General features: G+C 66.1%; 25 protein-coding genes. 13 read left to right on the top strand and 12 right to left on the bottom strand.

Annotated features, from left to right (window positions below):
- Positions 1–21: 21 nt before the first annotated feature.
- The 3 genes from arsC to H3005_RS07780 all read right to left on the bottom strand — a co-directional run bounded on the left by arsC (position 22) and on the right by H3005_RS07780 (position 2,125).
- Complete coding sequence (arsC, locus tag H3005_RS07790; protein WP_100552992.1) at positions 22–363, bottom strand: arsenate reductase (glutaredoxin); 342 nt, start codon at positions 361–363, stop codon at positions 22–24.
- Positions 363–1,517 carry a phospholipase A gene (locus H3005_RS07785; RefSeq protein WP_032978835.1) on the bottom strand — a complete coding sequence of 385 codons (1,155 nt, stop codon included), beginning with the start codon at positions 1,515–1,517 and terminating at the stop codon, positions 363–365. Before H3005_RS07785 ends, arsC begins: the two co-directional genes overlap by 1 nt.
- A gap of 122 nt (positions 1,518–1,639) precedes the next feature.
- Positions 1,640–2,125 carry a DUF456 domain-containing protein gene (locus tag H3005_RS07780; protein WP_100552991.1) on the bottom strand — a complete coding sequence of 162 codons (486 nt, stop codon included), beginning with the start codon at positions 2,123–2,125 and terminating at the stop codon, positions 1,640–1,642.
- Between the two features lie 237 nt (positions 2,126–2,362).
- Here H3005_RS07780 and H3005_RS07775 point away from each other — a divergent pair, with 237 nt between their 5' ends.
- The gene (locus tag H3005_RS07775; RefSeq protein ID WP_025876765.1) at positions 2,363–2,572 is read left to right on the top strand and encodes a cold-shock protein; all 210 of its coding nucleotides are present in this window, start codon (positions 2,363–2,365) and stop codon (positions 2,570–2,572) included.
- 88 nt (positions 2,573–2,660) lie between these two features.
- Here the strand turns inward: H3005_RS07775 and H3005_RS07770 are convergent, their stop codons facing one another.
- Entirely contained in the window at positions 2,661–3,158 is a 498-nt protein-coding gene (locus tag H3005_RS07770; RefSeq protein ID WP_100552990.1) for a glycine zipper 2TM domain-containing protein, read from the bottom strand.
- A 130-nt stretch (positions 3,159–3,288) separates the two neighbouring features.
- Positions 3,289–3,723, bottom strand: coding sequence for a cytochrome c (locus tag H3005_RS07765; protein ID WP_100552989.1), 435 nt, complete (start codon positions 3,721–3,723; stop codon positions 3,289–3,291).
- Positions 3,724–3,802: 79 nt separating this feature from the next.
- On the opposite strand from H3005_RS07765, the gene H3005_RS07760 reads away from it, so the two are divergent.
- Positions 3,803–4,630 (top strand): tRNA threonylcarbamoyladenosine dehydratase, encoded by an 828-nt coding sequence (locus H3005_RS07760; RefSeq protein ID WP_089236156.1) that lies wholly within the window; start codon positions 3,803–3,805, stop codon positions 4,628–4,630.
- 79 nt (positions 4,631–4,709) lie between these two features.
- On the opposite strand, the gene H3005_RS07755 is transcribed toward H3005_RS07760, so the two are convergent.
- Both H3005_RS07755 and H3005_RS07750 read right to left on the bottom strand, forming a co-directional pair.
- On the bottom strand, positions 4,710–5,483 hold the full coding sequence (locus H3005_RS07755) for a TatD family hydrolase (protein ID WP_191077857.1): 774 nt from the start codon (positions 5,481–5,483) through the stop codon (positions 4,710–4,712).
- Positions 5,480–5,695, bottom strand: coding sequence for a DUF6116 family protein (locus H3005_RS07750; protein WP_100460497.1), 216 nt, complete (start codon positions 5,693–5,695; stop codon positions 5,480–5,482). Before H3005_RS07750 ends, H3005_RS07755 begins: the two co-directional genes overlap by 4 nt.
- Before the next feature lie 163 nt (positions 5,696–5,858).
- On the opposite strand from H3005_RS07750, the gene H3005_RS07745 reads away from it, so the two are divergent.
- The 11 genes from H3005_RS07745 (at position 5,859) to H3005_RS07695 (ending at position 19,481) form a co-directional block, all read left to right on the top strand.
- Positions 5,859–6,698: a glycine zipper 2TM domain-containing protein gene (locus tag H3005_RS07745; RefSeq protein ID WP_089236153.1), complete on the top strand. Its 840-nt coding sequence runs from the start codon at positions 5,859–5,861 to the stop codon at positions 6,696–6,698.
- 102 nt (positions 6,699–6,800) lie between these two features.
- Positions 6,801–7,349, top strand: a complete 549-nt coding sequence (locus H3005_RS07740; protein ID WP_099821139.1) for a GNAT family N-acetyltransferase — start codon at positions 6,801–6,803, stop codon at positions 7,347–7,349.
- A gap of 163 nt (positions 7,350–7,512) precedes the next feature.
- Positions 7,513–8,172 (top strand): glutathione S-transferase family protein, encoded by a 660-nt coding sequence (locus H3005_RS07735; RefSeq protein ID WP_191077856.1) that lies wholly within the window; start codon positions 7,513–7,515, stop codon positions 8,170–8,172.
- A 90-nt stretch (positions 8,173–8,262) separates the two neighbouring features.
- A complete protein-coding gene (locus tag H3005_RS07730) occupies positions 8,263–10,542 on the top strand; it encodes a thiamine pyrophosphate-dependent enzyme (RefSeq protein ID WP_100552986.1) in 2,280 nt (759 codons plus the stop codon).
- 3 nt (positions 10,543–10,545) lie between these two features.
- Entirely contained in the window at positions 10,546–12,489 is a 1,944-nt protein-coding gene (gene asnB / locus H3005_RS07725; RefSeq protein ID WP_100552985.1) for an asparagine synthase (glutamine-hydrolyzing), read from the top strand.
- 66 nt (positions 12,490–12,555) lie between these two features.
- Complete coding sequence (locus tag H3005_RS07720) at positions 12,556–13,116, top strand: NAD(P)H-dependent oxidoreductase (protein ID WP_100552984.1); 561 nt, start codon at positions 12,556–12,558, stop codon at positions 13,114–13,116.
- Between the two features lie 213 nt (positions 13,117–13,329).
- Positions 13,330–14,760, top strand: coding sequence for a replicative DNA helicase (locus H3005_RS07715; RefSeq protein WP_100552983.1), 1,431 nt, complete (start codon positions 13,330–13,332; stop codon positions 14,758–14,760).
- A gap of 201 nt (positions 14,761–14,961) precedes the next feature.
- On the top strand, positions 14,962–17,205 hold the full coding sequence (locus H3005_RS07710) for a TonB-dependent receptor (RefSeq protein WP_100552982.1): 2,244 nt from the start codon (positions 14,962–14,964) through the stop codon (positions 17,203–17,205).
- Positions 17,205–18,794: an alkaline phosphatase D family protein gene (locus H3005_RS07705; RefSeq protein WP_100552981.1), complete on the top strand. Its 1,590-nt coding sequence runs from the start codon at positions 17,205–17,207 to the stop codon at positions 18,792–18,794. The genes H3005_RS07710 and H3005_RS07705 overlap by 1 nt, the downstream gene beginning before the upstream one ends.
- A gap of 211 nt (positions 18,795–19,005) precedes the next feature.
- Positions 19,006–19,224: a hypothetical protein gene (locus H3005_RS07700; RefSeq protein ID WP_100552980.1), complete on the top strand. Its 219-nt coding sequence runs from the start codon at positions 19,006–19,008 to the stop codon at positions 19,222–19,224.
- Positions 19,221–19,481 (top strand): hypothetical protein, encoded by a 261-nt coding sequence (locus H3005_RS07695; protein ID WP_100552979.1) that lies wholly within the window; start codon positions 19,221–19,223, stop codon positions 19,479–19,481. The genes H3005_RS07700 and H3005_RS07695 overlap by 4 nt, the downstream gene beginning before the upstream one ends.
- A 39-nt stretch (positions 19,482–19,520) precedes the next feature.
- Here H3005_RS07695 and H3005_RS07690 read toward each other — a convergent pair whose 3' ends face one another.
- From H3005_RS07690 to H3005_RS07670, 5 genes are all read right to left on the bottom strand, one after another.
- Positions 19,521–19,757, bottom strand: a complete 237-nt coding sequence (locus H3005_RS07690) for a hypothetical protein (RefSeq protein ID WP_100552978.1) — start codon at positions 19,755–19,757, stop codon at positions 19,521–19,523.
- A gap of 277 nt (positions 19,758–20,034) precedes the next feature.
- Entirely contained in the window at positions 20,035–21,471 is a 1,437-nt protein-coding gene (gene lpdA / locus H3005_RS07685; RefSeq protein WP_100552977.1) for a dihydrolipoyl dehydrogenase, read from the bottom strand.
- Positions 21,472–21,534: 63 nt separating this feature from the next.
- Positions 21,535–22,734, bottom strand: a complete 1,200-nt coding sequence (sucB, locus tag H3005_RS07680) for a dihydrolipoyllysine-residue succinyltransferase (RefSeq protein WP_089236140.1) — start codon at positions 22,732–22,734, stop codon at positions 21,535–21,537.
- A 39-nt stretch (positions 22,735–22,773) separates the two neighbouring features.
- A complete protein-coding gene (locus H3005_RS07675) occupies positions 22,774–25,605 on the bottom strand; it encodes a 2-oxoglutarate dehydrogenase E1 component (RefSeq protein WP_100552976.1) in 2,832 nt (943 codons plus the stop codon).
- A 186-nt stretch (positions 25,606–25,791) separates the two neighbouring features.
- Complete coding sequence (locus H3005_RS07670; protein ID WP_100552975.1) at positions 25,792–26,694, bottom strand: GNAT family N-acetyltransferase; 903 nt, start codon at positions 26,692–26,694, stop codon at positions 25,792–25,794.
- Positions 26,695–26,697: the final 3 nt, after the last annotated feature.

Raw genomic sequence — 26,697 nt, 5'->3', positions numbered from 1 at the left:
GCTCTACCAAAGCGGGGCGGGTTACAGGATCTCCAGCACCGTTTCCGGGGGCCGGCACAGGCGGGTGCCCTTGGCGGTGCGTACTACCGGGCGGTTGATCAGCCGTGGGTGGGTGGCCATCGCGGCCAGCAGGGCGTCGTCGTCGCTTCCCTGCAGGCCCAGTGCGGCGAACTCGGGTTCCTTGCTGCGCACCAGTTCGGTCGCTGTCAGGCCGGATTCGGCCAGCACCTGGCGCAGCGTGGCCACGTCGGGTGGGTTGCCCAGATACTCGATCACCACCGGTTCGACACCCGCGTCGCGGATCAGTTTGAGCGCCCCGCGCGAGTTGCTGCACGCGGGGTTATGCCAGATGGTCACCTCCATCAGAACCATTCCAGCAGCGACACGCCCACGCCGACATAGGTCGCCTTGTGGTTGTAGTCGATCAGGCTTTCGCCATAGCCGTCGAAGATCTGCACATGGCCGCGCAGCAGGTTGCTGATCGGGAAGCCGTAGTCCAGCTGCAGGGCGCCGTGCGAGCGGTCACCGGTACGCAACGAGTGACGCGCCATCAACGAGACCTCGTGACCCTTGTGGTTCCAGGTCAGGGTCGCGTCGCCGCGGCCCATGTAGTCCTCGATGTCCGGGTTGTTGTCGTCGCTGCGGGTCTCGGGAATGCGGTACCAGGGACGCAGCACCAGTGCCCAGTTCTCGCGGTCCAGGCCGACATTCAGGATCACCCGGTTCCAGCTGCGCGACAGCGGATCGGCACGGCCGTTGGACTGGTGGTTGAGGCTGATGCCGGTCATCCGCCCACGCCAGCCACCGATCGAGTAGCCGTTGCGGAACACCATCATCACTTCCGGCTCGTAGTTGGTCTCGCGGAACGGGCGCGAGTCCTCGCCGTTGTAGGCCTGCCAGCGCGAACTCTGGGTGTAGCCGGCCCAGATGTCGCCGTTGTCGCCGAACAGGTTCTCGGCGATCTTGGTCTTGAAGCTGATCTGGAATTTCAGCTCGGCACTGTCCAGCACCTGCGGGGTGGTCACGCTGTTGGCCGGGTTCGGCGAGTGCGGCATGGTGTTGCGATCGCTGGTCCAGAAGGCCGGCAGCAGGTACACGGGCTTGTACGCACGCAGCTGGAACGGGCCCAACTTGGAGTCCTCGGCCAGTTCCCAGCGGCTGTCCAGCAGCGAACCACGGCCGGCATTGGCAAGGGCGCTGTCTGGAGCTTCGGAACGGAACAGATCGCTGACACGTTCGCGCAGTTTTTCTTCACCCTGGCTTACCCGCGTGGTGTCGCGCTGCTCGCGGCGTGCCTGTGCTGCGGCTTCGGCGGCCGCATCAGCTTCGGCGGTGGCCTGCGGCGTGCGCCCGAACTGGCGGTCGTAGCAGGCCAGACGTGCCGCATCGGTAGTGATGGCTGCGCAGGCGGCCGGCGACGCCTCGGCACTGGGCGCGAATTCCTGCGCTGCCAGTGGCGCGCTGGCCAGGGCCAACGCCAGCGGTGCAAGGCGGGGGAACAACGGAGAGAGGGTCATTGCAGCAGGCCCTTCGGAATGAATGCGGAAAGAGGGACAGTGTGGCGGCTGCATCCGGTAACGGCCAGCCCCACGGGTTTATGCCCGGCGTGTGCGTGCGCGCTGCGTGAAGGCCGCCTGCCTCACAGGAACCAGGCGAAGGCGAACAGGCCCAGCATCGCGATCACCAGCGCCAGCTTCAGCGCCAGGCCCAGCAGGATGCCGAACCACGTGGCCAGCCCGACCTTGGTCGAGCGGCCGAGCTCGCGGGTATGCCAGTACTCGCCCAGCAGGGCGCCGAGCAAGGGCCCGGCGAACAAGCCGATCGGCATGAAGAACAGGCCCACGATGCTGCCGATGAAGGTGCCCCACAGTGCTTTGCGGCTGGCGCCCACGCGCTTGGCGCCAACCACGGTCGCCAGCACGTCGACCAGCAGCGACAGCGCGGTCAGTACGCCGAGGATCAGCAGGGTCGGCCAGCCGACATGGACGAAGCCATCTGCCCACGCAGCAAGTACCAATCCGACGAAGACCAGCGGGATGCCCGGCAGGGCCGGCAGGACGATGCCTGCGATGCCGATCAGGACAAAAATGACCGCTAGCAGATACAAGATGAATGAGAGGTCCATGCTGTCCAGTATGGTTGTGTTTTTGGGGTTGACAGTGAAAGGTTTTTGCCAGTTGCTTTTTCGTTTTGGTCGGGTTAAGTTGCAGTCGCTGAGCTTGGCAAGGTCACCGTGGATCGTGGCCTGATGAAGCAAGATCGTTCCGATCCGCTGCATCGATGCACCTCGCTTCCCCCTTGCTTGTCAGCCGCCCAACAGGCGTATCCAACAACAAGTAGAGAGTCAAAGGGAGTTAGTGAGATGGCTGATCGTGAGAACGGTACCGTGAAGTGGTTCAATGATGCCAAGGGCTTCGGCTTCATCAGCCGGCAGAATGGCGAGGACGTGTTCGTGCACTTCCGTGCCATCGAGACCCAGGGCTTCAAGAGCCTCAAGGAAGGCCAGGCTGTGAGCTTTGAAGTCGTGCAGGGCCAGAAGGGTCTGCAGGCCGACAAGGTCCAGCCGGCGTAATACCTGCCGCTCGCCGGCATGAAAAAGGCCCGCGCAAGCGGGCCTTTTTTTGTTGCTCCGGTTCTGTTCGGCCGGGGCCCGCTTCGGTTCAGCGCAGGATGACCTTGCCGTTGACCACGCGGACATAGGTGTTTTCGCGGATGCCGCCGAGGTCGCGCTGGTTGACCACGATGGTGCGGCCGTCATCCATGCGCACGCTGATGTCATAGGTATCGCTGGTCACGTTCTTCTGGATCTGGTTGCCCGCCAGTGCACCACCCACGGCGCCGGCGGCGGCGGCGATGTTCTTGTTGCCGCGGCTGCCGCCGGTGTGGTCGGAGATCTCATGGCCGGCGACCGCGCCGACGATGCCGCCGAGGATCGCGCCGGTGGCGGAAGGCGCGGTACGGCCAGACTGCACGGCATTGATGCGGGTGACGATGCCGCAGTCGGCGCAACGGCCCTGGTTGTAACCGGAGTTGTTGCCGTAGCCGCCGTTGTTGTAGCCGTTGTTGTTGTAACCACCACCGCCATAGCCCGGCGAGGTGGCACAGCCGGCCAGGCCGACGGTTGCGATGACACTGGCGGCGATGAGCTGGATCTTCATGGGGCGTCTCCTGGCCGTGAAGGCGGGTGCGTTGGGTGGTACTGCGTCATGCAGCAGGGTGAGCGAATCCTCCTCTTTTCAACGTGAACAAGGCGCCAACCACATCGGCCTTCGCCCACTCGAAGATGAATCAGCGGAAATCCTGATGACAGGCCCGGCAATCGTCCTTCAGGGCCTGCACCTGCTGCGCCAACGCAGTGCAGTCGGTGGGAGGGCTGGCCAAAGCCGCATTGAGGTCGGCGCGGTACTTGCTGGCGTGCTGCTGGAACTGCCGGCTGTCCTTCAACCCGGGGAAGGCCAGGTCCAGGTCGTTGGACAGCAGTCGCAGCACCTGCAGGCGCGGGACGCTGTCGCCCAGGCTGCAGCGGTTCTGCTGCTGCGCCTGCAGCAGCAGATCCGCCTGCCGCTGCATCACCTGCATCAGGCTGTCCGGAAACGGATCGCGGCGCGCCTGCAGGGCACGGCCGACCATCACCGTGGCAATCAGGCCGATCATCAGGCCCAGACCGAGTACGAACAGATAGCGGTAGGCGGTGGACGGGCGGCGGGGTGGGCTGGCACTCATGGCGGGCGCTCCGGGCGTGCAACGTTGGGTTCGGTGTCGGCGTGCAGTAGTCAGGGGATCTGCACGCTAAAATAGCCCGATGAACGAACAGGTCAAACAACGCTTCGCCGGCATCGAACGGCTGTATGGCGTCGGCGCGCTCGAGCGCCTGCAGGGCAGCCGTGTCGCCGTGGTCGGCATGGGCGGCGTGGGCTCGTGGGTGGTGGAGGCGCTGGCGCGCTCGGCGGTCGGCCATCTGGCCCTGATCGATGCCGATGACATCTGCGTATCCAATACCAACCGCCAACTGCCGGCGCTGGAGGGCAACTACGGGCGCAACAAGGCCGAGGCCATGGCCGAGCGCTGCCGGGCAATCAATCCGCAGATCGAGGTCGACGCCGTGCAGGCGTTCCTGACCCCGGCCAACATGGCCGAACTGCTGGACCGCGGTTTCGACCTGGTGATCGACGCCTGTGACAGCTTCCGGGTGAAGGTGGAAACCATCGCCTGGTGCCGCCGCCGCAAGCTGCCGTTGCTGACCGTCGGCGCGGCCGGCGGCCGCACCGATCCCACCCTGGTGCGCATCCGCGATGTCTCGCGCACCGAGCATGACGCGATGCTGGCGCTGATCCGCAAGAAGCTGCGCAGCGAATTCAACTTCCCGAAGAATGCCAAGCGCTATTTCGGCGTGCCGGCGGTGTATTCGCTGGAGAACGTGAAGTATCCGCAGGCCGATGGCAGCGTCTGTGGCCTGCGGCCGAACCTGGGCGCGGATGCCGCCCTGAAGCTGGATTGCGGCGCTGGTCTGGGTGCGGCCACCCACATCACCGGCGCGTTCGCGTTCGCGGCGGTGGGCAAGGCGCTGGAGATGCTGCTGGAGCCGAAGAAGGTGAAAGCCGAAGCGGTTGAGGCAGAGGCCGGGGTGTGATCGGGTAGTGCCGGCCGCTGGCCGGCATCTGCGCTGATTCAAGCGTTCCGGGGTTGCCGGCCAGCGGCCGGCACGATCGTTACGGTGCGGGCAGGCTGAACAGCCGCCGCGCGTTGTCCGTGGTGGCCCGCGCCACGTCTTCAATGTCCATTCCGCGCAGCGCGGCGACGTGGCGGGCGATGACCGCCAGCCGCGCCGGCTCGTTGCGCTGGCCACGGATACCCGCGTCGGGCTGGTCCGGCGCATCGGTCTCCAGCAGCAACTGCTGCAGTGGCATCTCGCGGACAAGCCGTTGCAGGCGCTGCGCGCGCTCGTAGGTCAGTGGTCCGCCCAGGCCGAGCAGGAATCCCAGTTTGTGCAACTGCGAGGCCTGTTCCGGGCTGCCGGAAAAGCTGTGGACCACCCCGCGCAGGCCACCGATGCGGCGGATCGCGGCGATCACCGCATCCACTGCACGGCGGGCATGCACGATCACCGGCAGATCGAACTCGCGCGCCAGCTTCAGCTGGCCGAGGAAATAGTCCTGCTGGGCCTCGGCATCCAGGCCCTCGACGAAGAAATCCAGTCCGCATTCGCCGATCGCGCAGGGTCGCTCCTGCTCGATCCATTCACGCAGCTGCGGCAGGTGTTCAGGCCGGTGCTGGTCCAGGAACATCGGGTGCAGGCCATAGGCGGGGTAGAGGCCCGTCGCCTGCTGGCAGACCGCGCGCAGCTTTGGCCAGCTGACCGCAGTGACAGCCGGCACCACCTGCCACTGCACGCCGGCAGCGCGTGCGCGGTCGATGACCGCCTCGCGGTCACCGTCGAATTCGTTGGCGTCCAGATGGCAGTGGCTGTCGACCAGCAGGTTCAACGCTGCTCCAGCGGCGGTGGCGTGGTCGCGCTGCGGCTCTTCCAGTTGGCCAGCAGCAGCGTGCCCAGGCCCAGCATCAGTTCGTCGACGAACGGAATCGGGTCGGGGATGAACAGGGTCAGCGCGAACAGGCCGGCGGTCAGCTTGAACAGGGTGGGGTAGCGCAGCCGGCGCGCCCATTGCAGGACCGGCAGCAGCATCGGGTTGGCCATGACGGGGTCCTCCTGGGGGAATGTGCAAACGCTACCACGGGCCCAGCATTTCCCGATGCTGAATGGGTTACGGCGGTGAGCAGGAAATGTGGAGATTCCGTTCAGGCACCGCATGCTGCAATCTGGCCTGAGAACGTTGCGGACGGTCCGCAAGGAGCAGGTCATGAAAAGCACAACTACAACTGTCCTGGTCGCAGCGGGCGCGCTGCTGGTCGGTGGTATCGCAACCGCCGCCTTCATGAAGAGTGGCGACAAGTCGCCTGAGCAGCTGAGCGCCGGAAACCCGAGTGAATCTCGTCTGGTCGATGGCAATGCCACCGACGATGGCGCGCGTGGCGACGCAGTGGACGCCACTGCGCCGCGGGGTCTGGAATACGCCGATGTGCTGAAGGTCGATCCGATCACCGAGAAGCAGAAGGCCTATGCCACTGTGATCGGCACCGATCCGGTGCGCGAGACGTCCACTACCCAGACCCCGCATGAGGTCTGTCAGGACGTGGTGGTGCAGGAGCGCCTGCCCGAGCGTGATGGCAACGTCGGTGGCACCGTGGTCGGTGCCGTGGTCGGCGGCCTGCTGGGCAACCAGGTGGGCGGCGGCAACGGCAAGAAGGCTGCAACTGCCGCCGGTGCCGTGGCCGGTGGCTTCATCGGCAACCAGGTCGACAAGCGCCACGTGGGTGGCCGCGTGGTCAACCGCACCGAGCGCCAGTGCCACACCGAAACGGCGACCTCCGAGTCGAGCCGTGTCACCGGCTACAACGTGACCTACCGCAATGAAGACGGCACCACCGGCACCATGCGCATGGGCAGCAAGCCGGGCAACCGCATTGCCATGGGCACCAGCGACGTGGTCAAGGGCTACAACGTGACCTACCGCTACGACGGTGCAGAGAAGACCGTGCGCCTGGACAACAAGCCGGCCAGCGATCGCCTGCCGGTGGTGGATGGGCAGCTGGTCACCCAGACCGCCGCCGCCGCGGATTCGACGGCCAACCGCCAGTAATCCCAGGCTACGACGCAGCATCGAACAGGCCGGCTTTTGCCGGCCTGTTTTTTTTGCAGGGATGGGGTTCATCCACGCGTGGCGTGGATCTACCATGACCCCATGAGCATCTTCGACCTGCGCATCGAAACCGAACGCCTGATCCTGCGCCCGCCGCAGCGGCAGGACTACGCACCCTATCTGGCGTTCTGTGCCGACGAAGAGGTGATGCGCACGCTGGGTGGCGTGCAGTCACCCTCGGTGGCATGGCGCGGCTTCTGCAGCCTGGCCGGCGCGTGGCAGCTGTTCGGCTTCTCGATGTTCAGCGTGATCGAGAAATCGAGCGGCGAATGGATCGGTCGCATGGGACCGTGGCAGCCGCAGGACTGGCCCGGTACCGAGGTCGGTTGGAGCATCCGCCGTGCCAGCTGGGGCAAGGGCTATGCACCGGAGGCGGCGATCGCCGCCATCGACTGGGCGTTCGATACGTTGGGCTGGGACGAGGTGATCCACACCATCGCCGAAGACAACGAGAACTCGAAAGTGGTTGCGCGCAAGCTGGGCAGCACGCTGCTGCGCATGGGGCAGTTGCCACCGCCGTATGAAGGCAAGCCGTTGGAAATCTGGGGGCAATCGCGCGAGCAGTGGCAACAGCGCCGTTCGCCGTTGTAGGGCCGAGCCCATGCTCGGCTGCATTCGGCGAGCAGCAGCCGAGCACGGGCTCGGCTCTACAGGATGCATCGCCCGCCATGCTGCACCCGCGCTTGGCAATCGCCAGGCTGCTTGCCAGACTGCGGGCAGCCGGCTGCAGGCCGGAACCTCACTGGAGCAGGCAATGGTGGAAGAGCGCATTCCGTTGACGGTGCATGGCATGTCGGTCTCGGGCAATTGCCACAAGGTGCGCCTGCTGCTGGAACAGCTGGGAAGCCGCTACCGTTGGGTGGAGGTGGACAGTGCCCACGGCCAGACCCATAGCGCGGAATTTCTCGCTCTCAACCCCAACGCCAAGGCGCCATTGATCGTGCGCGACGACGGCCGCGTGCTGACCGAATCCAATGCGATCCTGTTCTGGCTGGCCGAGGGCACGCCGTACCTTCCGGCCGACGGTTGGCAGCGTGCGCAGGCATTGAGCTGGATGTTCTTCGAACAGTACACGCACGAGCCCTGCGTGGCGGTGGCACGCTTCATCCGCGGTTGGACACCTTCCGACTCACCACGCCGTGCTGAACTGCCGCGCCTGCATGAGCGCGCTGCCAGCGCGCTGGCGGTGATGGAACAGCATCTGCAGCAGGCGCAGTGGTTCACCGGCGCCGACTACGGTATCGCCGATATCGCCCTGTTCGCCTATTCCGATGTCGCCGCCGACGGTGGCATCGCGCTGGATGCATTCCCGCAGGTGCGGGCCTGGTTGCAGCGGGTGCGCGCGCAGCCTCGCTTCGTGGCCATGCCTGCGGTGACCGCCGAGGTGCGCGCGCGGTTCAACGCACCGGATTGATTCCCCTGCAGCGTCGGGCGTGCTCGACCGGTGGAAAGGGTCGAGCAGGCCTGGCGCCACGGTTCGCAACAACGGCACGGAGGGTGTTCGATGTTCGCTGTGGTTCCAGATCCCATTCCCGCACGCATGCGCGGTCTCAACCGCGCCGAAGTCTGTGACGTCAATTTCCTCGAGGCCGTACGCGCCTGGCGCGGTATGCCGCGACCGCGCCCGGCGCCGGATGCGCCGATCCTGCCGGGCAGCACCCTGACGGCCGCCGCCTTCGGCGAACTGTTCGAATCGCAGCTGCTCAGTCGCCAGCTGGACCTGATGGCGCGCGTGCTGCGCGTGCAGAACAAGGTCTTCTACACCATCGGCTCGTCCGGTCACGAAGGCAACGCGCTGCTTGCGCGCGCCTGCCGGCACACCGATCCCGCCTTCCTGCACTACCGTTCCGGCGCCTTCATGGCCGAGCGCGCACGGCTGGTGCCAGGCATGGATCCGGTTCTCGACGCCGCGCTGTCCTTCGCCGCCAGTGCCGACGATCCGGCCAGTGGCGGCCGCCACAAAGTGTGGGGCAGCAAACCGCTGTGGGTGCTGCCGCAGACCTCGACCATCGCATCGCACCTGCCCAAGGCGCTCGGTACCGCGCTGGCGATCGAAAGTGGCAGGCGCCTGAGCCAGCCACTGCCGATTCCAGCCGACAGCATCGTGATGTGCTCCTTCGGCGATGCCTCGGCCAACCATGCCACCGCGCAGACTGCGTTCAATACCGCGATGTGGTCGGCCTACCAGAAGCTGCCGGTGCCGATCCTGTTCGTGTGCGAGGACAATGGCCTTGGCATTTCGGTGAAAACACCTGAAGGATGGATCGCAGAGCGCTTCAGCCGGCAACCGGGCCTGGACTATTTCTTCGCCGATGGCCTGGACCTGGCGGCCGGGCACGCGCAGGTGCAGGCGGCGGTCGAGCATTGCCGGCGCACGCGTCGGCCTACCTTCCTGCACCTGCGGACCACGCGGTTGATGGGCCATGCCGGTACCGACTTCGAGGTGGAATGGCGTGCGCTGGCGGAGCTGTGCACGGCCGAGGCGCAGGACCCGCTGCTGCGCTCGGCGCAGATCGCACTGGAATCGGGCTGGATGGATGCGGCCGGCGTCGAGGCCGCCTATGAAACCCTGCGCGCGCGCTGCATGGCCGCTGCCATTGATGCCGATACGCGTCCGAAGCTGCAGACATTGCAGGAAGTGATCACGCCGTTGGCACCCTATACGCCGGCAGCGGTACAGGCCGAGGCCGAGCGCGTGGCGCCCGTCGAGGCCCGGCAGGCGCTGTACGGCGGTGCCGACGCGCTGCCCGAGCGGCAACCGCCGCGGCACCTGGCGATCCAGATCAACCACGGGCTGCAGGAACTGCTGGGCAAGTATCCGCAGGCGCTGCTGTTTGGCGAGGACGTCGCGCAGAAAGGCGGCGTCTACACGGTGACGCGCGACCTGCTGCGCCGTTTCGGCCCGCGCCGGGTATTCAACACGCTGCTGGACGAGACCCTGATCCTGGGCATGGCCCAGGGGCTGGCCAACATGGGCATGTTGCCGATTCCGGAAATCCAGTACCTGGCCTACCTGCACAACGCCATCGACCAGCTGCGTGGCGAGGCCTGCTCGCTGCAGTTCTTCTCCAATGACCAGTTCCGCAACCCGATGCTGGTACGGGTGGCCGGGCTGGGCTACCAGAAGGGGTTCGGCGGCCATTTCCACAACGACAACTCGATCACGGCGCTGCGTGACATCCCGGGGCTGGTGGTGGGCTGTCCGTCGCGTGGCGATGATGCGGTGATGATGCTGCGCACATTGGCGGCATTGGCCCGCGTGGATGGCCGGGTAGCGGTGTTCCTGGAACCGATTGCCCTTTACATGACCAAGGATCTGCACACGGCCGGCGATGGCCAGTGGTTGTTCGACTACCCCGCACCCGGGCAGGCGCTGGTGCTGGGCGAGGGCAGGGTGTACGCGCCGGATGCCACCGATCTGGTGATCTTCACCTACGGCAACGGTGTGCCGATGGCGCTGCGCGCAGCGACCGCTATCGAGCAGCAGCTGGGCTGGCAGGTGCGGGTGGTCGACCTGCGCTGGCTGGTGCCGTTGAATGCCGCCTTCATCGGCGCCCAGGCCGCCACCGCGCAACGGGTGCTGGTGCTGGACGAGGGGCGGCAGAGCGGGGGCGTCGGCGAGGGCGTGATCACCGCGCTGGTCGAGGCCGGCCATGGCCACCTGCCGGTGCGCCGGGTCTGTGGTGCCGATACCTATACGCCGCTGGCGGGGGCAGCAATGTTCGGGCTTCCAAGCGACAATGCGGTGATTGGCGCCGCCCTCGACCTGGCGCAGGAACCCTGATGCATGTGTGGATTGGCGGGAATGTTGTTGCCGGCGGCTCAGACGCCGGCCGAGGTCCTGCAGGCGCAGGCGCTGGCCATGGGCCAGGCGCTGCACCATCGCGGGCCGGATGACGGCGGTACCTGGGTCGATGCCGCCGCCGGCATCGCCCTGGCCCACCGGCGCCTGAGCATCCTCGATCTTTCACCGCTGGGCCACCAGCCGATGGCCTCGGCCGACGGCCGCTATGTGATGGCCTACAACGGCGAGGTCTACAACTTCGCCGAGCTGCGCGCGGAACTGGAACCCTTGGGCCATGCGTTCCGTGGCCATTCCGATACCGAGGTGCTGCTGGCCGCGATCCTGCAGTGGGGCGTCGAGGACACCCTGCAGCGCGCCAACGGCATGTTCGCCATTGCCTTGTGGGATCGCCAGGAACAGTGCCTGTGGCTGGCCCGCGACCGGGTCGGCAAGAAGCCGCTGTACTACGGCTGGGCCGGTGATGCGCTGGTGTTCGGCTCCGAGCTGAAGGCGCTGTGGCAGCACCCGGATTTCGACAACGATATCGACCGCGATGCGCTGACGCTGCTGCTGCGGCTGGACTACATCCCCGCACCGCACAGCATCCACCAGCGCTGCTACAAGCTGATGCCCGGCCGCGTGCTGCGGCTGGATGCGGCGGCGGTGGCGGCAGGGGCCAGCGCCCATCGCCCAGAGCAGGCACAGCGTCCGTACTGGGACGCGCGTGCGCGCATGCAGGCTGCACTGGCCGCGCCGTTCCAGGACCGCATCGAGGAGGCCGAGGAGCAGCTGGATGGCCTGCTGCGGGATGCGGTGGCGCTGCGCATGGTGGCCGATGTGCCGGTGGGCGTGTTCCTGTCCGGCGGCACCGATTCGTCGCTGGTGGCGGCGCTGATGCAGGCGCAGAGCGGGCAGCCGGTGCACAGCTTCAGCATCGGCTTCAGCGGCTCCCACCACGACGAGGCGCCGTTGGCCAGGGAAGTGGCCACCCATCTTGGCTGCGATCACACCGAACTGTACGTCAGCGGCGCCGATGCGCTGGCGGTGGTGCCGCAGCTGCCGGCAATGTTCGATGAACCCTTTGCCGATGCCTCGCAGGTGCCGACCGCGCTGGTCGCCCGCCTCGCCCGGCAGGGCGTGACCGTCGCGTTGTCCGGTGACGGTGGCGATGAACTGTTTTTCGGCTATACCCGCTATGTACGCGCGCTGCGCAACTGGCAGATGCTGGGACGGGTGCCAGCGCCGCTGCGGCGCTGGATGGGCGCGCGTGCACACCAGCAGGGTGAAGCGTCGCGCACCGGCGGGTTGGCCGCGTTGCTGGCCGAAACCGGCGCGCGCGGCATCGGCGATGTGTATCGCAACCGCATTTCGCGCTGGCGCGATCCGGCGGCGGCGGTGATCGGTGCACGCGAGGCGGGCAGCTTCTACGATCTGGCCGATCCGCTGCATGGTGCCGGTACGCCGGCCGACGCGATGATGCTGGCCGACTTCGTCAGCTATCTGCCCGACGACCTGCTGTGCAAGGTCGACCGTACCTCGATGGCGGTCAGCCTGGAGGCGCGCGCGCCCTTGCTGGACTGGCGCGTGGCCGAATTCGCGTGGTCGCTGCCGCTGGGCTTCAAGCGCAGTGAATCGACCAGCAAGGTGCTGCTCAAGCGCGTGCTGGGGCGGTACGTGCCGCAGTCGATGGTGCACCGGCCCAAGCGGGGATTCGGCGCGCCGGTCAGTGATTGGCTGAAGGGCGATCTGAAGCCCTGGGCGGACGAGCTGCTGCAGCCGGCGCGGCTGGAACGCGAGGGCGTGCTGTCGGCTGCGGCCGTGCAGCCGCTGTGGCAGCAGTTCCTGGGTGGCCAGCGCAAGTGGCACACGCACCTGTGGAACGTGCTGATGTTCCAGGCCTGGCAGGACCATTGGCGGCAGGTGCGCGCAGGCGTACAGCGCGGCTGATCTTCACCGGTGGGGAAGGGCGCGGCCGCTAGGCTGGCTCTTCCGCACCGTGAGGAGTATGTCCTGATGTCCGTCCCCACCATTGCCGTTTTCGTCGGCAGCCTGCGCAAAGAGTCCTGCAACCGCAAGCTGGCGCACGCGCTGGAGAAGCTGGCCGGTGACAAGGCGCGCTTCCAGTACGTGCAGATCGGCGACCTGCCGCTGTACGACCAGGATTTCGACGCCAGCTACCCGGCGCAGGGCACGCGCCTGAAAGACCAGGTGCGTGCCGCCGACGCCGTGCTGTTCGTTACCCCTGAGTACAACCGTTCCGTGCCCGGTGTGTTGAAGAATGCGATCGACATCGGCTCGCGCCCCTACGGCGACAGCGCCTTCGCCGGCAAGCCAGCGGCCGTGATCGGCGCCTCCCTCGGCCAGATCGGCACGGCGGTGGCCCAGCAGCACCTGCGCAACAGCCTGGCCTTCCTGGACATGCACGTGCTTGGCCAGCCCGAGGCGTTCATCCACTTCAAGGATGGCCTGATCGATGCCGACGGCACGATCCACAATGAGGGCACGCAGAAATTCCTGCAGGGCTATGTGGACCGGTTCCTGGCGCTGATCGCGGTACATGCCAAGGGCGATTGACGCCAGCGGCCGCGGTCGCCATCTGCGATAATGCTCCGCTGCGGGCGTCGCAACGACGCCCGTCGCAGGCAATGCGACGCCTCCGTGCCAGTCTGGACAGGCTCAGGCGGATATCCCCCGTTCTTCCACGGCTTATCCACAGATTTGTCCATGGCCGCCGGGGTCGGCGCATGCCTACACTGGTCTGGCCCCTTTCGCAGGAAACACCGCAGCATGTCCGCCCGTTCCGGCTTCCGTTCCAACCGCAGAGAGCGCGGCGAAGGCTTCGATCGCGATCGCGATGAATCGCGTATCGACCAGTTGCGCGTGCCGCCGCACTCGGTGGAGGCCGAACAGGCGGTGCTGGGCGGCCTGATGCTGGCACCGGACGCCTACGACCGGGTCAACGACCAGCTGACCGAGGGTGACTTCTACCGCCGCGACCACCAGATGATCTACCGGGCGATCCGCGAGCTGTCCGAGCGCGAGCGCCCGTTCGATGCGGTGACCCTGGGCGAGTGGTTCGAATCGCAGGGCAAGATGGAGCTGGTGGGCGATGGCGCCTATCTGATCGAACTGGCCAGCACCACGCCGTCGGCGGCCAACATCGTGGCCTATGCGGAGATCGTGCGCGACAAGGCGGTGCTGCGGCAGCTGATCCAGGTCGGCACCGACATCGTCAACGATGGTTTCCAGCCCGAGGGCCGCGACAGCAGCGAGCTGCTGTCCGCTGCGGAAAAGAGCGTGTTCGCCATTGCCGAACAGGGCGCGCGCGGCCGTACCGACTTCGTGGCCATGCCCGGTGCGTTGAAGGACGCGTTCGAAGAGCTGCGCAACCGCTTCGAGAATGGCGGCAACATCACCGGCCTGCCGACCGGCTACACCGATTTCGATGCGATGACCGCCGGCCTGCAGCCGACCGACCTGATCATCCTTGCCGCGCGTCCTGCGATGGGCAAGACCACCTTCGCCCTGAACATCGCCGAGTACGCGGCGATCAAGTCGAAGAAGGGCGTGGCGGTGTTCTCGATGGAAATGTCCGCATCGCAGCTGGCGATGCGCCTGATCTCCTCCAATGGCCGCATCAACGCGCAGCGCCTGCGTACCGGCCAGCTGGAGGACGAGGACTGGAGCCGGGTGACCGGTGCGATCAAGATGCTGAAGGAAACCAAGATCTTCATCGACGATACGCCGGGCGTGTCGCCGGAGATCCTGCGTTCCAAGTGCCGCCGCCTCAAGCGCGAGCACGACCTGGGCCTGATCGTGATCGACTACCTGCAGCTGATGAGCGTGCCGGGCAACAGCGAAAACCGCGCGACCGAAATTTCCGAGATCTCGCGTTCGTTGAAGGGCCTGGCCAAGGAACTGCACGTGCCGGTCATCGCGCTGTCCCAGCTCAACCGCTCGCTGGAAACGCGTACCGACAAGCGCCCGGTGATGGCCGACCTTCGCGAATCGGGCGCAATCGAGCAGGATGCGGACATGATCGTCTTCATCTACCGCGACGATTACTACAACAAGGAAAATTCGCCGGACAAGGGCCTGGCCGAGATCATCATCGGCAAGCACCGTGGTGGCCCCACCGGCTCGTGCAAACTGAAGTTCTTCGGCGAGTACACCCGTTTCGACAACCTGGCCCACGACTCGGTCGGTTCGTTCGAATAACCGATGATTCCGGCGTGCCCTGTAGAGCCAAGCCCATGCTCGGCTCTTTCCGTTCGGGCGCGCGACGTCATGTAATCCATCCGGATCGCCAAAAATCCGTATGTGGCGTGTAAATGACATGTAACGCAACGCTTCTACGATTCCGCCGCTGCTGCTCTTTTGACGCCGCCCTTCGGCGTCCAGCGCGCCCAAGGAATCCCCATGTCTTGCCATGCTCCGCTTCGCCGCAATCTGCTGGCCCTGCTGGTCTGTGCCTCACTGCCTTCGCTGGCCGCCGCTGAAACCGCTCCTGCCGTCGACGCACAGTCGGCCACTACCCTGGATTCGGTCTCGGTGATCGGCCGGGGCGAGGCACGCCAGGTCCAGCGCGTGACCGCCGAGGACATGAAGGTGCTGCCACCCGGCGCCAACCCACTGAAGCTGCTGGCCAGCAAGCCGGGCGTGCATTTCGAATCGGCCGACGCCACCGGTGCCTACGAGTGGTCCACCAGCATCAGCCTGCGCGGCTTCAACCAGAACCGCCTGGGCTACACGCTCGATGGCATCCCGCTGGGCAACATGAGTTATGGCAACAGCAACGGCCTGCACATCAGCCGCGCGGTGATCAGCGAGAACCTGGGCGGTGCCGAGGTCTCCACCGGCATCGGCGCGCTGGGTACGCCGTCGACCAGCAACCTGGGCGGCGTGTTCCAGTTCTATTCCATCGATCCCTCCACCGAGTACGGTGTCGTGCTGGCGCAGAGCCTGGGCAGTGACAGCGCACGCCGCAGCTATGCCCGCCTGGAAACCGGCGAACACCAGGGCTTCGCCGCCTACCTGTCCGGTGCGTATTCGGAGAGCGACAAGTGGAAGGGCAAGGGCTCGCATGAACTCAAGCAGTTCAACGGCAAGGCGACCTACAACTTCGGCGTCGACAGCCGCATCACCGCGCTGTTCAACGCCTCGCGCCGGGTTGAGGCCGATTACCAGGACCTGTCGCTGGAGATGATCGATCGCCTGGGCTGGAACTGGGACAACTATGCGCCGGACTGGAACCGTGCCCTGGCCGCTGCGCGTGGCCAGTACAGCGGCGGCGTCAACAGCCCGTGGGATGCGTACTACTCGGGTCACGGCCTGCGCAACGATGATGTCTCCAGCATCGCCGGTGACTTCGGCCTCAACGAGACGATGCGCCTGAAGGTCAACGTCTACAACCACAGCAACCGCGGTCAGGGCCACTGGTTCAGCCCGTCCAATCCGTCCAACCCGGGCACCAGCCGCGAGATTCCGATCTCGATCCGAACCACCGAATATGCGATCGACCGCACCGGCGTGACCTCGGCGTTCACCTGGAACGTGGGTGGCCATGAGCTGGAAGGGGGCCTGTGGTACGAAGACAACGGCCACAGCGTGCAGCGCAACTTCTACTACATCGATGGGCCGATCACCGACGACTTCTTCCTGCGCAACCCGGACCAGCGCGTGTGGCACCAGCGCTACACCACCATCACCCGTCAGTTCTACGTGCAGGACCGCTTCCGCCTGTTCGATGACCGCCTGACCATCGACGTCGGCGCCAAGTCGCCCAATACCCGCACCAGCGTGCGCACGCCGCTGGGCAGCTACGCCAGCAACAGCAGCCTGACCGCGAAGAAGGGGCTGCTGCCGCAGGCCGGCTTCAACTTCAAGCTGGACGAGCGCAATGAAATCTTCGGTTCCTATGCGAAGAACATCGCGGCCTATGCGCTGGGCGTGGGCAGTCCGTTCAATGTTCCGCAGGTGGCGTTCGATGCCAGTGCCAAGGACCTGAAGCCGGAACAATCGCGCACCATCGAACTGGGCTGGCGCGGCTACGGCCGTGGGTATGAAGCCTCGGTCGCGGTGTACGACGTCAAGTTCGACAACCGCCTGCTGGCCATCGCCCAGTGCGTCGGCATCCTGGGTTGCCCGGCGCTGTACTCCAACGTCGGCTCGGTCACCAGCCGCGGTGCCGAGGCGACCCTGCAGCTGAAGCCGATGCAGGACCTGGTCTGGTCCAATGCGCTGTCGTGGAATGACAGCAGCTACGACAACGACTACGTCAACAACGGTGTGGTGCCGACCCGCGGCAAGAAGACGGTCGACACGCCGGAATGGATGTTCGCCAGTACGCTGGCGTGGACGCCGGGCCCGTGGGACCTGCGCCTGGCGGCCAACCACGTAGGCAAGCGCTACGTGACCTACACCAATGACGTCTCCGTGCCGAGCTACTGGCTGATCAATGCGTCGGTGGCCTATGACGTGGGCAAACTCGGCCCGGCGCAGAACCTGACCCTGGCGCTGAACCTGACCAACCTGGCCGACAAGCAGTATCTGGCGACCATCAACACCAACGGCACCTACGCCGCTGATCCGACCCGCAGCCTGGCGACCATGCAGGTCGGTGCGCCGCGGCAGGTGATGGCCACCGCAACCGTGCGCTTCTGATGAAGCGCATCGCCGATCCGGAAACCCGTCGTCGTCTGCTGCGCCTGGCCTGGCAGGGGACCGGAGCGGCGATCGCACTGGCGGCCATGCCTGGCGTAGCCGCCACCGGTCCGCGGCCACGACTGGGGCGCGATCCGTTCACCCTCGGCATCGCCGCGGGTGATCCGGATCCGCAGGGCGCGGTGCTGTGGACGCGTCTCGCACCGGATCCCCTCAACGGCGGCGGCATGCCGTCGCGCGCGATCCCGGTGCGCTGGTTCATTGCCGAAGATCCGGCGATGCGTCGGCTGGTGCAGCGTGGCGTGGCGGCGGCCGTGCCGGAGCTGGCCCATTCGGTGCACGTGGAAGTGACCGGCCTGCGCCCGGGGTGCGATTACTACTATCGATTCGCCTGCGACGGCGGCGAGGAGAGTCCGGTCGGGCATTTCCGCACCGCGCCGCTGCCGGATGCGCAGTTGCAGCAGCTGCGGCTGGCGCTGTGTACCTGCCAGGCCTGGAACAGCGGCTACTACCCGGTACTGGCGGATATCGCCCGCAGCGATGTCGATCTGGTGCTGCATGCCGGTGACTACCTGTACGAATACAGCCCGTTGCAGAACGCCCGTGGCAGCACCCTGGATGCACAGCGCTTCAGCGGTGAAACGCTCAGCCTGGAGCGTTATCGCGACCAGTACGCGCTGTACAAGCTCGACCCGGACCTGCAGGCTGCGCACGCCGCGCACGCCTTCGCGGTGATCTGGGACGACCACGAAGTGCAGAACGATTATTCCGGGATCCATCCGGAAAAGAGCGACGTGCCGACCGAGGACTTCATCGTTCGTCGTGCCGCTGCGTACCGCGCGTTCTACGAACACCTGCCGATGCGTAGCACGCCGGCCGGCAACGGTGGCCTGCGCGTGCACCGCCGCCTGCGCTACGGCGACCTGGCCCAGCTGACGTTGCTGGATTGCCGTCAGTTCCGTCCGGCCAATCCCTGCGGCGTCGGCGAATCGCCACGCTGTGAAGCGGCGCTGGATCCGCGCATGAGCATGCTCGGCGTGGGGCAGGAGGCCTGGTTCGCGCAGTCGATGGCGGCCGCGGCGGGAACACGCTGGAACGTGGTGGTGCAGCAGCTGCTGATGGCGCAGTTGCGGTTGGAGCAGGGCACGCCGCGCGAACGTTTCTGGAACGACGCCTGGGATGGTTACCCGGCCGCCCGCAAGCGCTTGCTGCAGGCGATGCAGGCCGGGGGGGAGGGCAACGCCATCGTACTGGGCGGCGACTGGCACTCCACGTTCGTCAATGACCTGAAACTGGATTTCGATGCCGCGGACGCGCCGGTGATCGCCACCGAGTTCATCGCCCCGGCGATCAGCAGCGGTGGCGATGACACGCCGTATGGCCCGTACTACGGCCCGTCGATCCCGCAGAATCCGCACATCCGTTATTTCGATGGCGACCGGCGTGGCTGGTGGAAGCTGCAGTTGAACCGGCAGACCGTGGACGCGGAACTGCGCTTCGCCGACAGCGTGCTGCGGCGCGATGCGGAAGTTCGCACGGCCGCCCGGTTCCAGGTGAGCCACGGTCGCCCGGGGGCCGTGCCGGTGTAATGGCGGGTGCGGACCTCCTCGGTGGGTGCGGACCTTGGTCCGCACACTCATGCAACCCGCCGGGCATGGCCCGGCGCTACCGGGCAGAGGCAGGGCGCAGATCGAACGGTTTCATCGCCCCCAGCCGGGTTTCGTCGCAAACCGTTTGCCCGGGCTGGGGCAGGGCGCCAAGGTGACGACAGGCGGCGGGGTGCCGCCGAGGGAGCCTGTGATGAAGACCTTGTTCGCGCTCGGTGTGTGGTGCCTGCTGTTCGTGCTGTGCTGGCCGTTGGCGATCCTGGCGTTGGTGGCCTGGCCGTTCGTGTGGCTGCTGAGCCTGCCGTTCCGCCTGGTCGGCATCACGTTCTCGGCGCTGTTCGCCTTCCTGCGCGCGCTGTTCATGCTGCCGGCACGGTTGCTGGGTGGTGGCCGCGGCGCGGTGACGGCATGAGGCCGCTTGCCATCGCGACGCTGGCGCTGCTGATGGTGGCGCCGGCCTTGGCCAAGGAACCGCCGTCGGCCTACCTTGAGCGTCAGCACGCTGCCGGCAAGGCGGAAGTCAAAACGACCGACAAGGAAGTGGGGAAGGAACGCTGCAGGGTGGTGAAGGAATGGAAGGTGGGTGAGGTGATCGCCCAGCACCGGATCTGTGACGATCCGCCAGAGCTGGACGCCACGGACCGGAAACGGACCCCGCAGCAGCGTTGAAGCAGGAGGCCGATCTTCGGTCAAGCAGCATCAGACGAATCAGCCCGATGGCGGTCGCGCGATGGCCAACGACCGGACCAGCTCTTCGCCGGTAGCGGCGATTTCGAAATCCACGCCGTTGAAGGTTACCGAATTGCCGTTTGCCAGCGCATACGTCGGCAGGCCTTCGACCAGGCTTGTGCCGGGAAGAATCGTTGCGTCGAAGTGCGGCCAGAACTTGAATACCAACACTCTTCGGCCATCTTCGCCGCGGGTCTCGATTCGTTCGTTTTCCATGGAGATCTCCACTGTCTGAGCAGCCCCACGAGCAGGTGCGGGAGCACCACCTGTCGCGCATCCGTGGCTTGGCGATGCAACGCGACCTCAGGGCTGAGCCTACAGCACTGGAGGTCGACGCCCGTGTGAGGGCGAGGGTGACACCGCTTGCCTGCCACGCGCCGAGTGCCAATGGGCTCCGCCCTTGTGCTGCAGTCATCGTGCAACAAAAAACCCCGCCGAGGCGGGGTTTTCAGCATCCGGGGATGCCAGCCAGCGGCCGGCACCATCAGATGGATCAGTTCGCCTTGTGGATCGCGCGCTTGCTCACGGCCATTGCCGCGTCGTGCACCACTTCCGACAGCGACGGGTGGGCGTGGCAGATGCGCGCCAGGTCGTCGGCCGAACCGCTGAACTCCATGGTCAGCACGCCTTCGTGCACCAGCTCGGACACATTGGCGCCGACCAGGTGCATGCCCAGGATGCGATCGGTTTCGGCGTGGGCCAGAACCTTCACGAAGCCTGCCGGCTCGATCATCGCCACGGCACGGCCGTTGGCGGCGAACGGGAAGCTGCCGGCCTTGTACGGAATGCCCTCGGCCTTCAGCTGCTGCTCGGTCTTGCCGACCCAGGCCAGCTCCGGCTCGGTGTAGATGACCCACGGAATGGTGTCGAAGTTGACGTGGCCCGGCAGGCCGGCGATCAGTTCGGCAACCGCGATGCCTTCCTCGAAGCCCTTGTGCGCCAGCATCGGGCCGCGCACGCAGTCACCGACCGCCCAGACGCCGTTGACGCCGGTGTGGCAGTGCGCGTCGACTTCGATCTGGCCACGCTCGTTGATCTTGACGCCGGTACCTTCGGCCAGCAGGCCCTTGGTGGCAGCGCGACGGCCGACGGCTACCAGCAGCTTGTCCACCACCAGCGACTTCTCGCCTTCGGCGTCGGTGTAGGTCAGGGCGACTTCCTTCTTCTTGCCCTTGCCGGTCACTTCGGCCTTGGAGACCTTGGCACCCAGGCGGATGTCCAGGCCCTGCTTCTTGAATTCCTTGGCGGCGGTCTTGGCCACTTCGGTATCAGCCGCTGCCAGGAAGTCCGGCAGCGCTTCCAGGATGGTCACTTCCGAACCCAGGCGCTTCCACACGCTGCCCAGTTCCAGGCCGATCACACCGGCGCCGATCACGGCCAGGCGCGCCGGCACTTCGGTGAAGTCCAGGCCGCCGACGTTGTCGACGATGGTGTCGCCGTCGAACTTGGCGAACGGCAGTTCGATCGAGTCCGAACCGGCGGCGATGATGACGTTGGTGCCCTTCAGCTCGACGACCGAGCCGTCATGCTGGGTGACCTTGACCACGTTGCCCGGCTGCAGTTCGCCGAAGCCGTAATAGGCGGCGACCTTGTTGGCCTTGAACAGCATGGCGATGCCGCCGGTGAACTGCTTGACGATCTTGTCCTTGCGGCCAACCATCGCCTCGACGTCCATCTTGGCATCCTTGAAGCTGATGCCGTGGTCGCCAAAGATGTGGCCCATGTTCCAGAACTGGCGCGAGGAATCCAGCAGCGCCTTGGACGGGATGCAGCCCACGCGCAGGCAGGTGCCACCCAGGGCCGGCTTGCCGTCCTTGCCCAGCGCTGCATCGATGCAGGCGGTCTTCAGGCCAAGCTGGGCCGCGCGGATGGCAGCGTGGTAACCGGCCGGGCCGGCACCGATGACGACGACGTCGAATTGTTCAGCCATTGAAATAGTCCTTGTTGCATTACCAGAACCCCTCCGCGCAGGCGCGGAGGGGCGGGAGGTCTCTTACAGGCCGAACAGCATGCGGCCCGGGTTTTCCAGCTGGTTCTTGATGTCCACCAGGAACTGCACCGAGTCCTTGCCGTCGATGATGCGGTGATCGTAGGACAGCGCCAGGTACATCATCGGCGCGATCACGACCTGGCCGTTCTGGGCGATCGGGCGCTCCTTGATGGCATGCATGCCGAGGATGGCGCTCTGCGGCGGGTTGATGATCGGGGTCGACAGCAGCGAACCGAAGGTGCCGCCGTTGGTCACGGTGAAGGTGCCGCCCTGCAGTTCTTCCAGGCTCAGCTTGCCGTCACGGGCCTTCTTGGCGTAGTCGGCGATGGTCTTTTCGATGTCGGCGAACGACATGCGCTCGACGTTGCGCAGCACCGGCGTGACCAGGCCCTTCTCGGTCGACACGGCGATCGAGATGTCCGAGTAGCCGTGGTAGATGATGTCTTCGCCGTCGATCGAGGCATTGACCAGCGGGAAGCGCTGCAGCGCGTTGGCGGCAGCCTTCACGAAGAAGCTCATGAAGCCGAGCTTGATGCCGTGAGCCTTGACGAATTCGTCCTGCAGTTCCTTGCGCGCCGCCGAGACCTTGGACAGGTCGACTTCGTTGAAGGTGGTCAGCATGGCGGTGGAGTTCTTCGACTCCATCAGGCGCTCGGCGATGCGCTTGCGGATGCGGGTCATCGGCACGCGTTCTTCTGGACGTGCGCCACCGGCCTTGCCGGCGCCGCCGTTGCGGGCGAAGTTGACGATGTCTTCCTTGGTGACGGCGCCACGACGGCCGGTGCCATCGACGTCGGCCGGATTCACGCCTTCGGTGATGGCGCTGAAGCGGGCGCCCGGCGGCAGTGCATCGGCAGCCGACTTGGCAGCCGGGGCCGGAGCAGCGGCGGCGGCCGGAGCAGCAGCGGCCGGAGCGGCCTCGGCCTTCTTCTCTTCGGCAGCCGGAGCCGGGGCAGCGGCCACGGCGCCTTCTTCGATGATCGCCACGACCTGGCTGGAGGTCACGGTCGCGCCTTCGGCGAACTTGATTTCCTTGATCACGCCATCGACCGGCGACGGCACTTCCAGGACGACCTTGTCGGTTTCCAGGTCAAGCAGGTTTTCGTCGCGCTTGACGGCGTCGCCCACCTTCTTGTGCCAGGTGGCGATGGTGCCGTCGGCGACGGATTCGGGCAGTACCGGGGCTTTGACTTCGGTGGCCATGCGGGAGCTTCCTGGTTTGTCTTCTAAATAGGGGGAGAGTTATTCAGCGAACGAGTCGTTGAACGGGTTGACCAGTGCATCGGCGACCAGCTGCTGCTGTTCGCGGACGTGGTCAGCCATGTGACCGGCAGCCGGCGAAGCCGAACGTGCGCGACCGGCGTAGTGCAGGCTCTGGCCATCGGCCAGGCAGAACTGCAGGTGGTGGCGGATCTGGTACCACGCCCCCTGGTTCTGCGGTTCTTCCTGCGTCCACACCACGTCGGTGGCCTTGCCGTACTTCTTCAGTTCGGCAGCCAGCAGCGCACGCGGGAACGGATACAGCTGCTCCACGCGGATGATCGCCACGTCGTCCTGGCCACGCTTGGTCTGGTCTTCCAGCAGGTCGTAGTAGACCTTGCCCGAGCACAGCACCACGCGCTTGACCTTCTTGGCATCTGCATTGGCGTCGCCGATCAGGTGCTGGAACTCGCCATTGGCCAGCTCGTCCAGGGTCGACACGGCCAGCTTGTGGCGCAGCAGCGACTTGGGCGACATCACCACCAGCGGCTTGCGGGTGGTCAGGTGCTGCTGGCGACGCAGCATGTGGAAGGCCTGCGCCGGGGTCGACGGCACCACCACCAGCATGTTCTCCAGCGCGCACAGCTGCAGGAAGCGCTCCAGGCGCGCCGAGCTGTGTTCCGGACCCTGACCTTCATAACCGTGCGGCAGCAGCAGGGTCAGGCCGGAAATACGGCCCCACTTTGCTTCGCCGGCGGCGATGAACTGATCGATCACCACCTGGGCGCCGTTGGCGAAGTCGCCGAACTGGCCTTCCCAGATGCACAGGGTGTTCGGATCGGTGGTCGAGAAACCGTACTCATAGGCCATCACGGCTTCTTCGCTGAGCAGCGAATCGATGATGGTGGCCTTCTCCGGCGAATCCACCAGCTGCCGCAGCGGCAGGTAGTAGTTGTCGGTCTTCTGGTCGTGCAGGATCGCGTGGCGGTGGGTGAACGTACCGCGGCCGACGTCCTGGCCGACCAGGCGCAGGGCACTGCCTTCGTCCAGCAGGGTGGCGTAGGCCAGGTTCTCGGCAAAGCCCCAGTCGCCCGGGATCTCGCCAGCGGCCATCCTGCGACGGTCGTCGTACACCTTGGACACGCGCGAGTGCAGCTGCACTTCTTCGGGCACGGTGTTGATCAGCTTGGCCAGCGCGACCAGCTTGTCCTTGTCGACCTTCGTCGACACCGGGTCGGACAGCTTGCCTTCCAGCAGCTTGGGCCAATCAACGAACAGCGGGCTGGTCGGCGGGGTCTTTTCGACCTTGGCCAGCTCGGTGGTCACTTCACCGGCATCGAGCTTCTCACGGTACGCATCGACCATCGCCTTGCCGGCACCGGCGGCGATCACGCCCGCCTTTTCCAGCTGCTCGGCGTACATCTCGCGGGTGGTGGCGTGCTTGCGGATCACCTGGTACATCAGCGGCTGGGTGATCGCCGGCTCGTCGGCCTCGTTGTGGCCCCAACGGCGGTAGCACATCAGGTCGATGACCACGTCCTTGGCGAACTTCTGGCGGAACTCGAAGGCCAGCTGCGCGGCGAATACCACCGCCTCCGGATCATCGCCGTTCACGTGCAGCACCGGTGCGGCGATCATCTTCGCCACGTCGGTGGCATAGCGCGTGGAGCGCGTATCCAGTGGATTGGAGGTGGTGAAGCCAACCTGGTTGTTGACCACGATGTGCACGGTGCCGCCGACGGCGAAGCCGCGGGCCTGCGACATCTGGAACAGCTCCATGACCACGCCCTGGCCGGAGAAGGCCGCGTCGCCGTGGATCAGGATCGGCATCACCTGCTTGCGCGCGGTGTCCTTGCGGCGTTCCTGGCGCGAACGCACGGAACCGGCAACTACCGGGTCGGCGATTTCCAGGTGCGACGGATTGAACGCCAGCGCCAGGTGGACCGGGCCACCTTCAGTGGCGACGTCGGCGGAGAAGCCCATGTGGTACTTCACGTCGCCGGCCGAGGCGTGCTCGTCGTGCTCGAACTTGCCTTCGAATTCGTCGAACAGCTTGCGCGGGTTCTTGCCGAGGGTGTTGACCAGCACGTTCAGGCGGCCACGGTGGGCCATGCCCACCACCACGTCCTTGACGCCATCCTTGCCGGCGCTGCGGATGATGGTGTCCATCATCGGGATCAGCGAGTCGCCGCCTTCCAGCGAGAAGCGCTTCTGGCCGACGTACTTGGTGTGCAGGTAGCGCTCGAGGCCTTCGGCGGCGGTCAGGCGCTCCAGCGTACGGCGCTGGGTGTCAGCGTCCAGCTGGTAGTTGCCACCGGCCAGTTCCAGCTTCTTGTAGATCCACTGGCGCTGCTCGACCTCGGAGATGTGCATGAACTCCGCACCGATCGAACCGGTGTAGGTCGCCTTCAGGCGCGCCAGCAGGTCACGCAGCTTCATGCGCGGCTGACCGCCCACGCCGCCGGTGCTGAACTCGCTGTTGAGGTCAGCATCGGACAGGTTGTGGAAGGGCAGGCCCAGGTCCGGGGTGTTGACCGGAGCGGCCAGGCCCAGCGGGTCCAGGCGGGCGTCCAGATGACCACGCGAACGGTAGGCGGTGATCAGGCGACCGACATTGCGCTCGCGCTCATCGCCTGCACCGGTGCCGGTGCCTGCTTTCAGCGCATCCTTGGCCGCGTCCGCGATGTGGGAAATGACGGCCGAGTGCGGAATGTCGCCTGCTTCGCGGCCCTTGAAGCCGTCGAAGTAGGTTTTCCATTTGGGATCGACACTATCCGGGGAGACCAGGTACTGCTCGTACAGGTCCTCGACATAGGAGGCGTTGCCGCCGGCGAGTTGCGAAGATTGCGCAAACTGCTTCAGTTGATTGTCCACGATGGAGGGTGCTGATTCGCTTTGTGGGGTATGGCTTCAGAAGGACCCGGCACGAAGATGAATAGCCATGCACGGGCGCGTTCAAACGGCCAAATTGTACCCCCATCCGGACACGAAGGGGCAGCGACGAGGGCATCGGGCGTCCCCCGGTGTCGGTCCCAGACAGGTTGAGCGCACCGGTCGCGGTCAGATGCCGAGTGCGCGCAATTCGCTGCATTCGCGCGAACGGTCCCAGACACGCTGCAATTGCTGCTCGAACGGCTGCGAACGTGCCGGCAGCGCGATTGCGGATTCGCCGTCGAGGCGATGACCGATGAGACGAAAGTAGAAGTCGCCTGCATCGTTGAGCAGACAGGCCGAGGCCAGGGCGCGATCGATCGGATCGGCCACCTCACGGAACTGGATCACACTGGGAAGGCGCTGGAACAGCGCCAGCAGCGGCGCACCGGCGCTGGCGATGGCGGCGGCGTCATGCACGATCACCCGCAGCTGCTTGTCGTGGCGGGCAGTGACGAAGCGGCGCAGGGCCGCCTGCAACGGTGGCGCATCCAGCAGGCCGGGGTCCAGCTGCCGGCTGTGCAGCCACAGCCGGCGGCGTGCGCGGTGGATGATGGCCGTGGTGATCGCCACCGCTTCAGCGCGGCTGTCGATGGCGGAAACGGCTTGCAGCCGGCGGCGCATCTGCTGGTGGCCGATGCCGGCTTCTTCGAATTCCGGGCCTTCCGGCAGGAAGCCCAGGCGGGCGTAGAAGTCGCGCGCCGGCAGCTGTGCATGCAGGTGCAGCTCGGCCAGGCCGAGCTGGTGCCCGGCCTGTACCAACGCCTCAAGCAGGGCCTCGCCGACGCCGAGACCGCGATACGCAGCCAGCACCGCCATGCGGCCGATACGACCATCCGGCGCCAGCCGCCCGGTGCCGACCGGTTGCCCGTGGGCATCCAGCGCCAGCACGTGGGCGCAGACCGGGTCCAGGGCATCGCGCTCCAGGGCGGCATCGATGCCCTGTTCCTGCACGAACACCCGCTGGCGCACGTCGTGGATGGCGACGTGGGCCTCGGCATGGCGTACCTGCTGGACCCGGAGGGCAGTCATGGC

Source organism: Stenotrophomonas sp. Br8 (assembly GCF_014763005.1).
Taxonomy (GTDB): Bacteria; Pseudomonadota; Gammaproteobacteria; order Xanthomonadales; family Xanthomonadaceae; genus Stenotrophomonas; species Stenotrophomonas lactitubi.
Note: the sequence above shows the minus strand (reverse complement) of the source record. Positions and strands in the feature narration are given on the sequence as shown.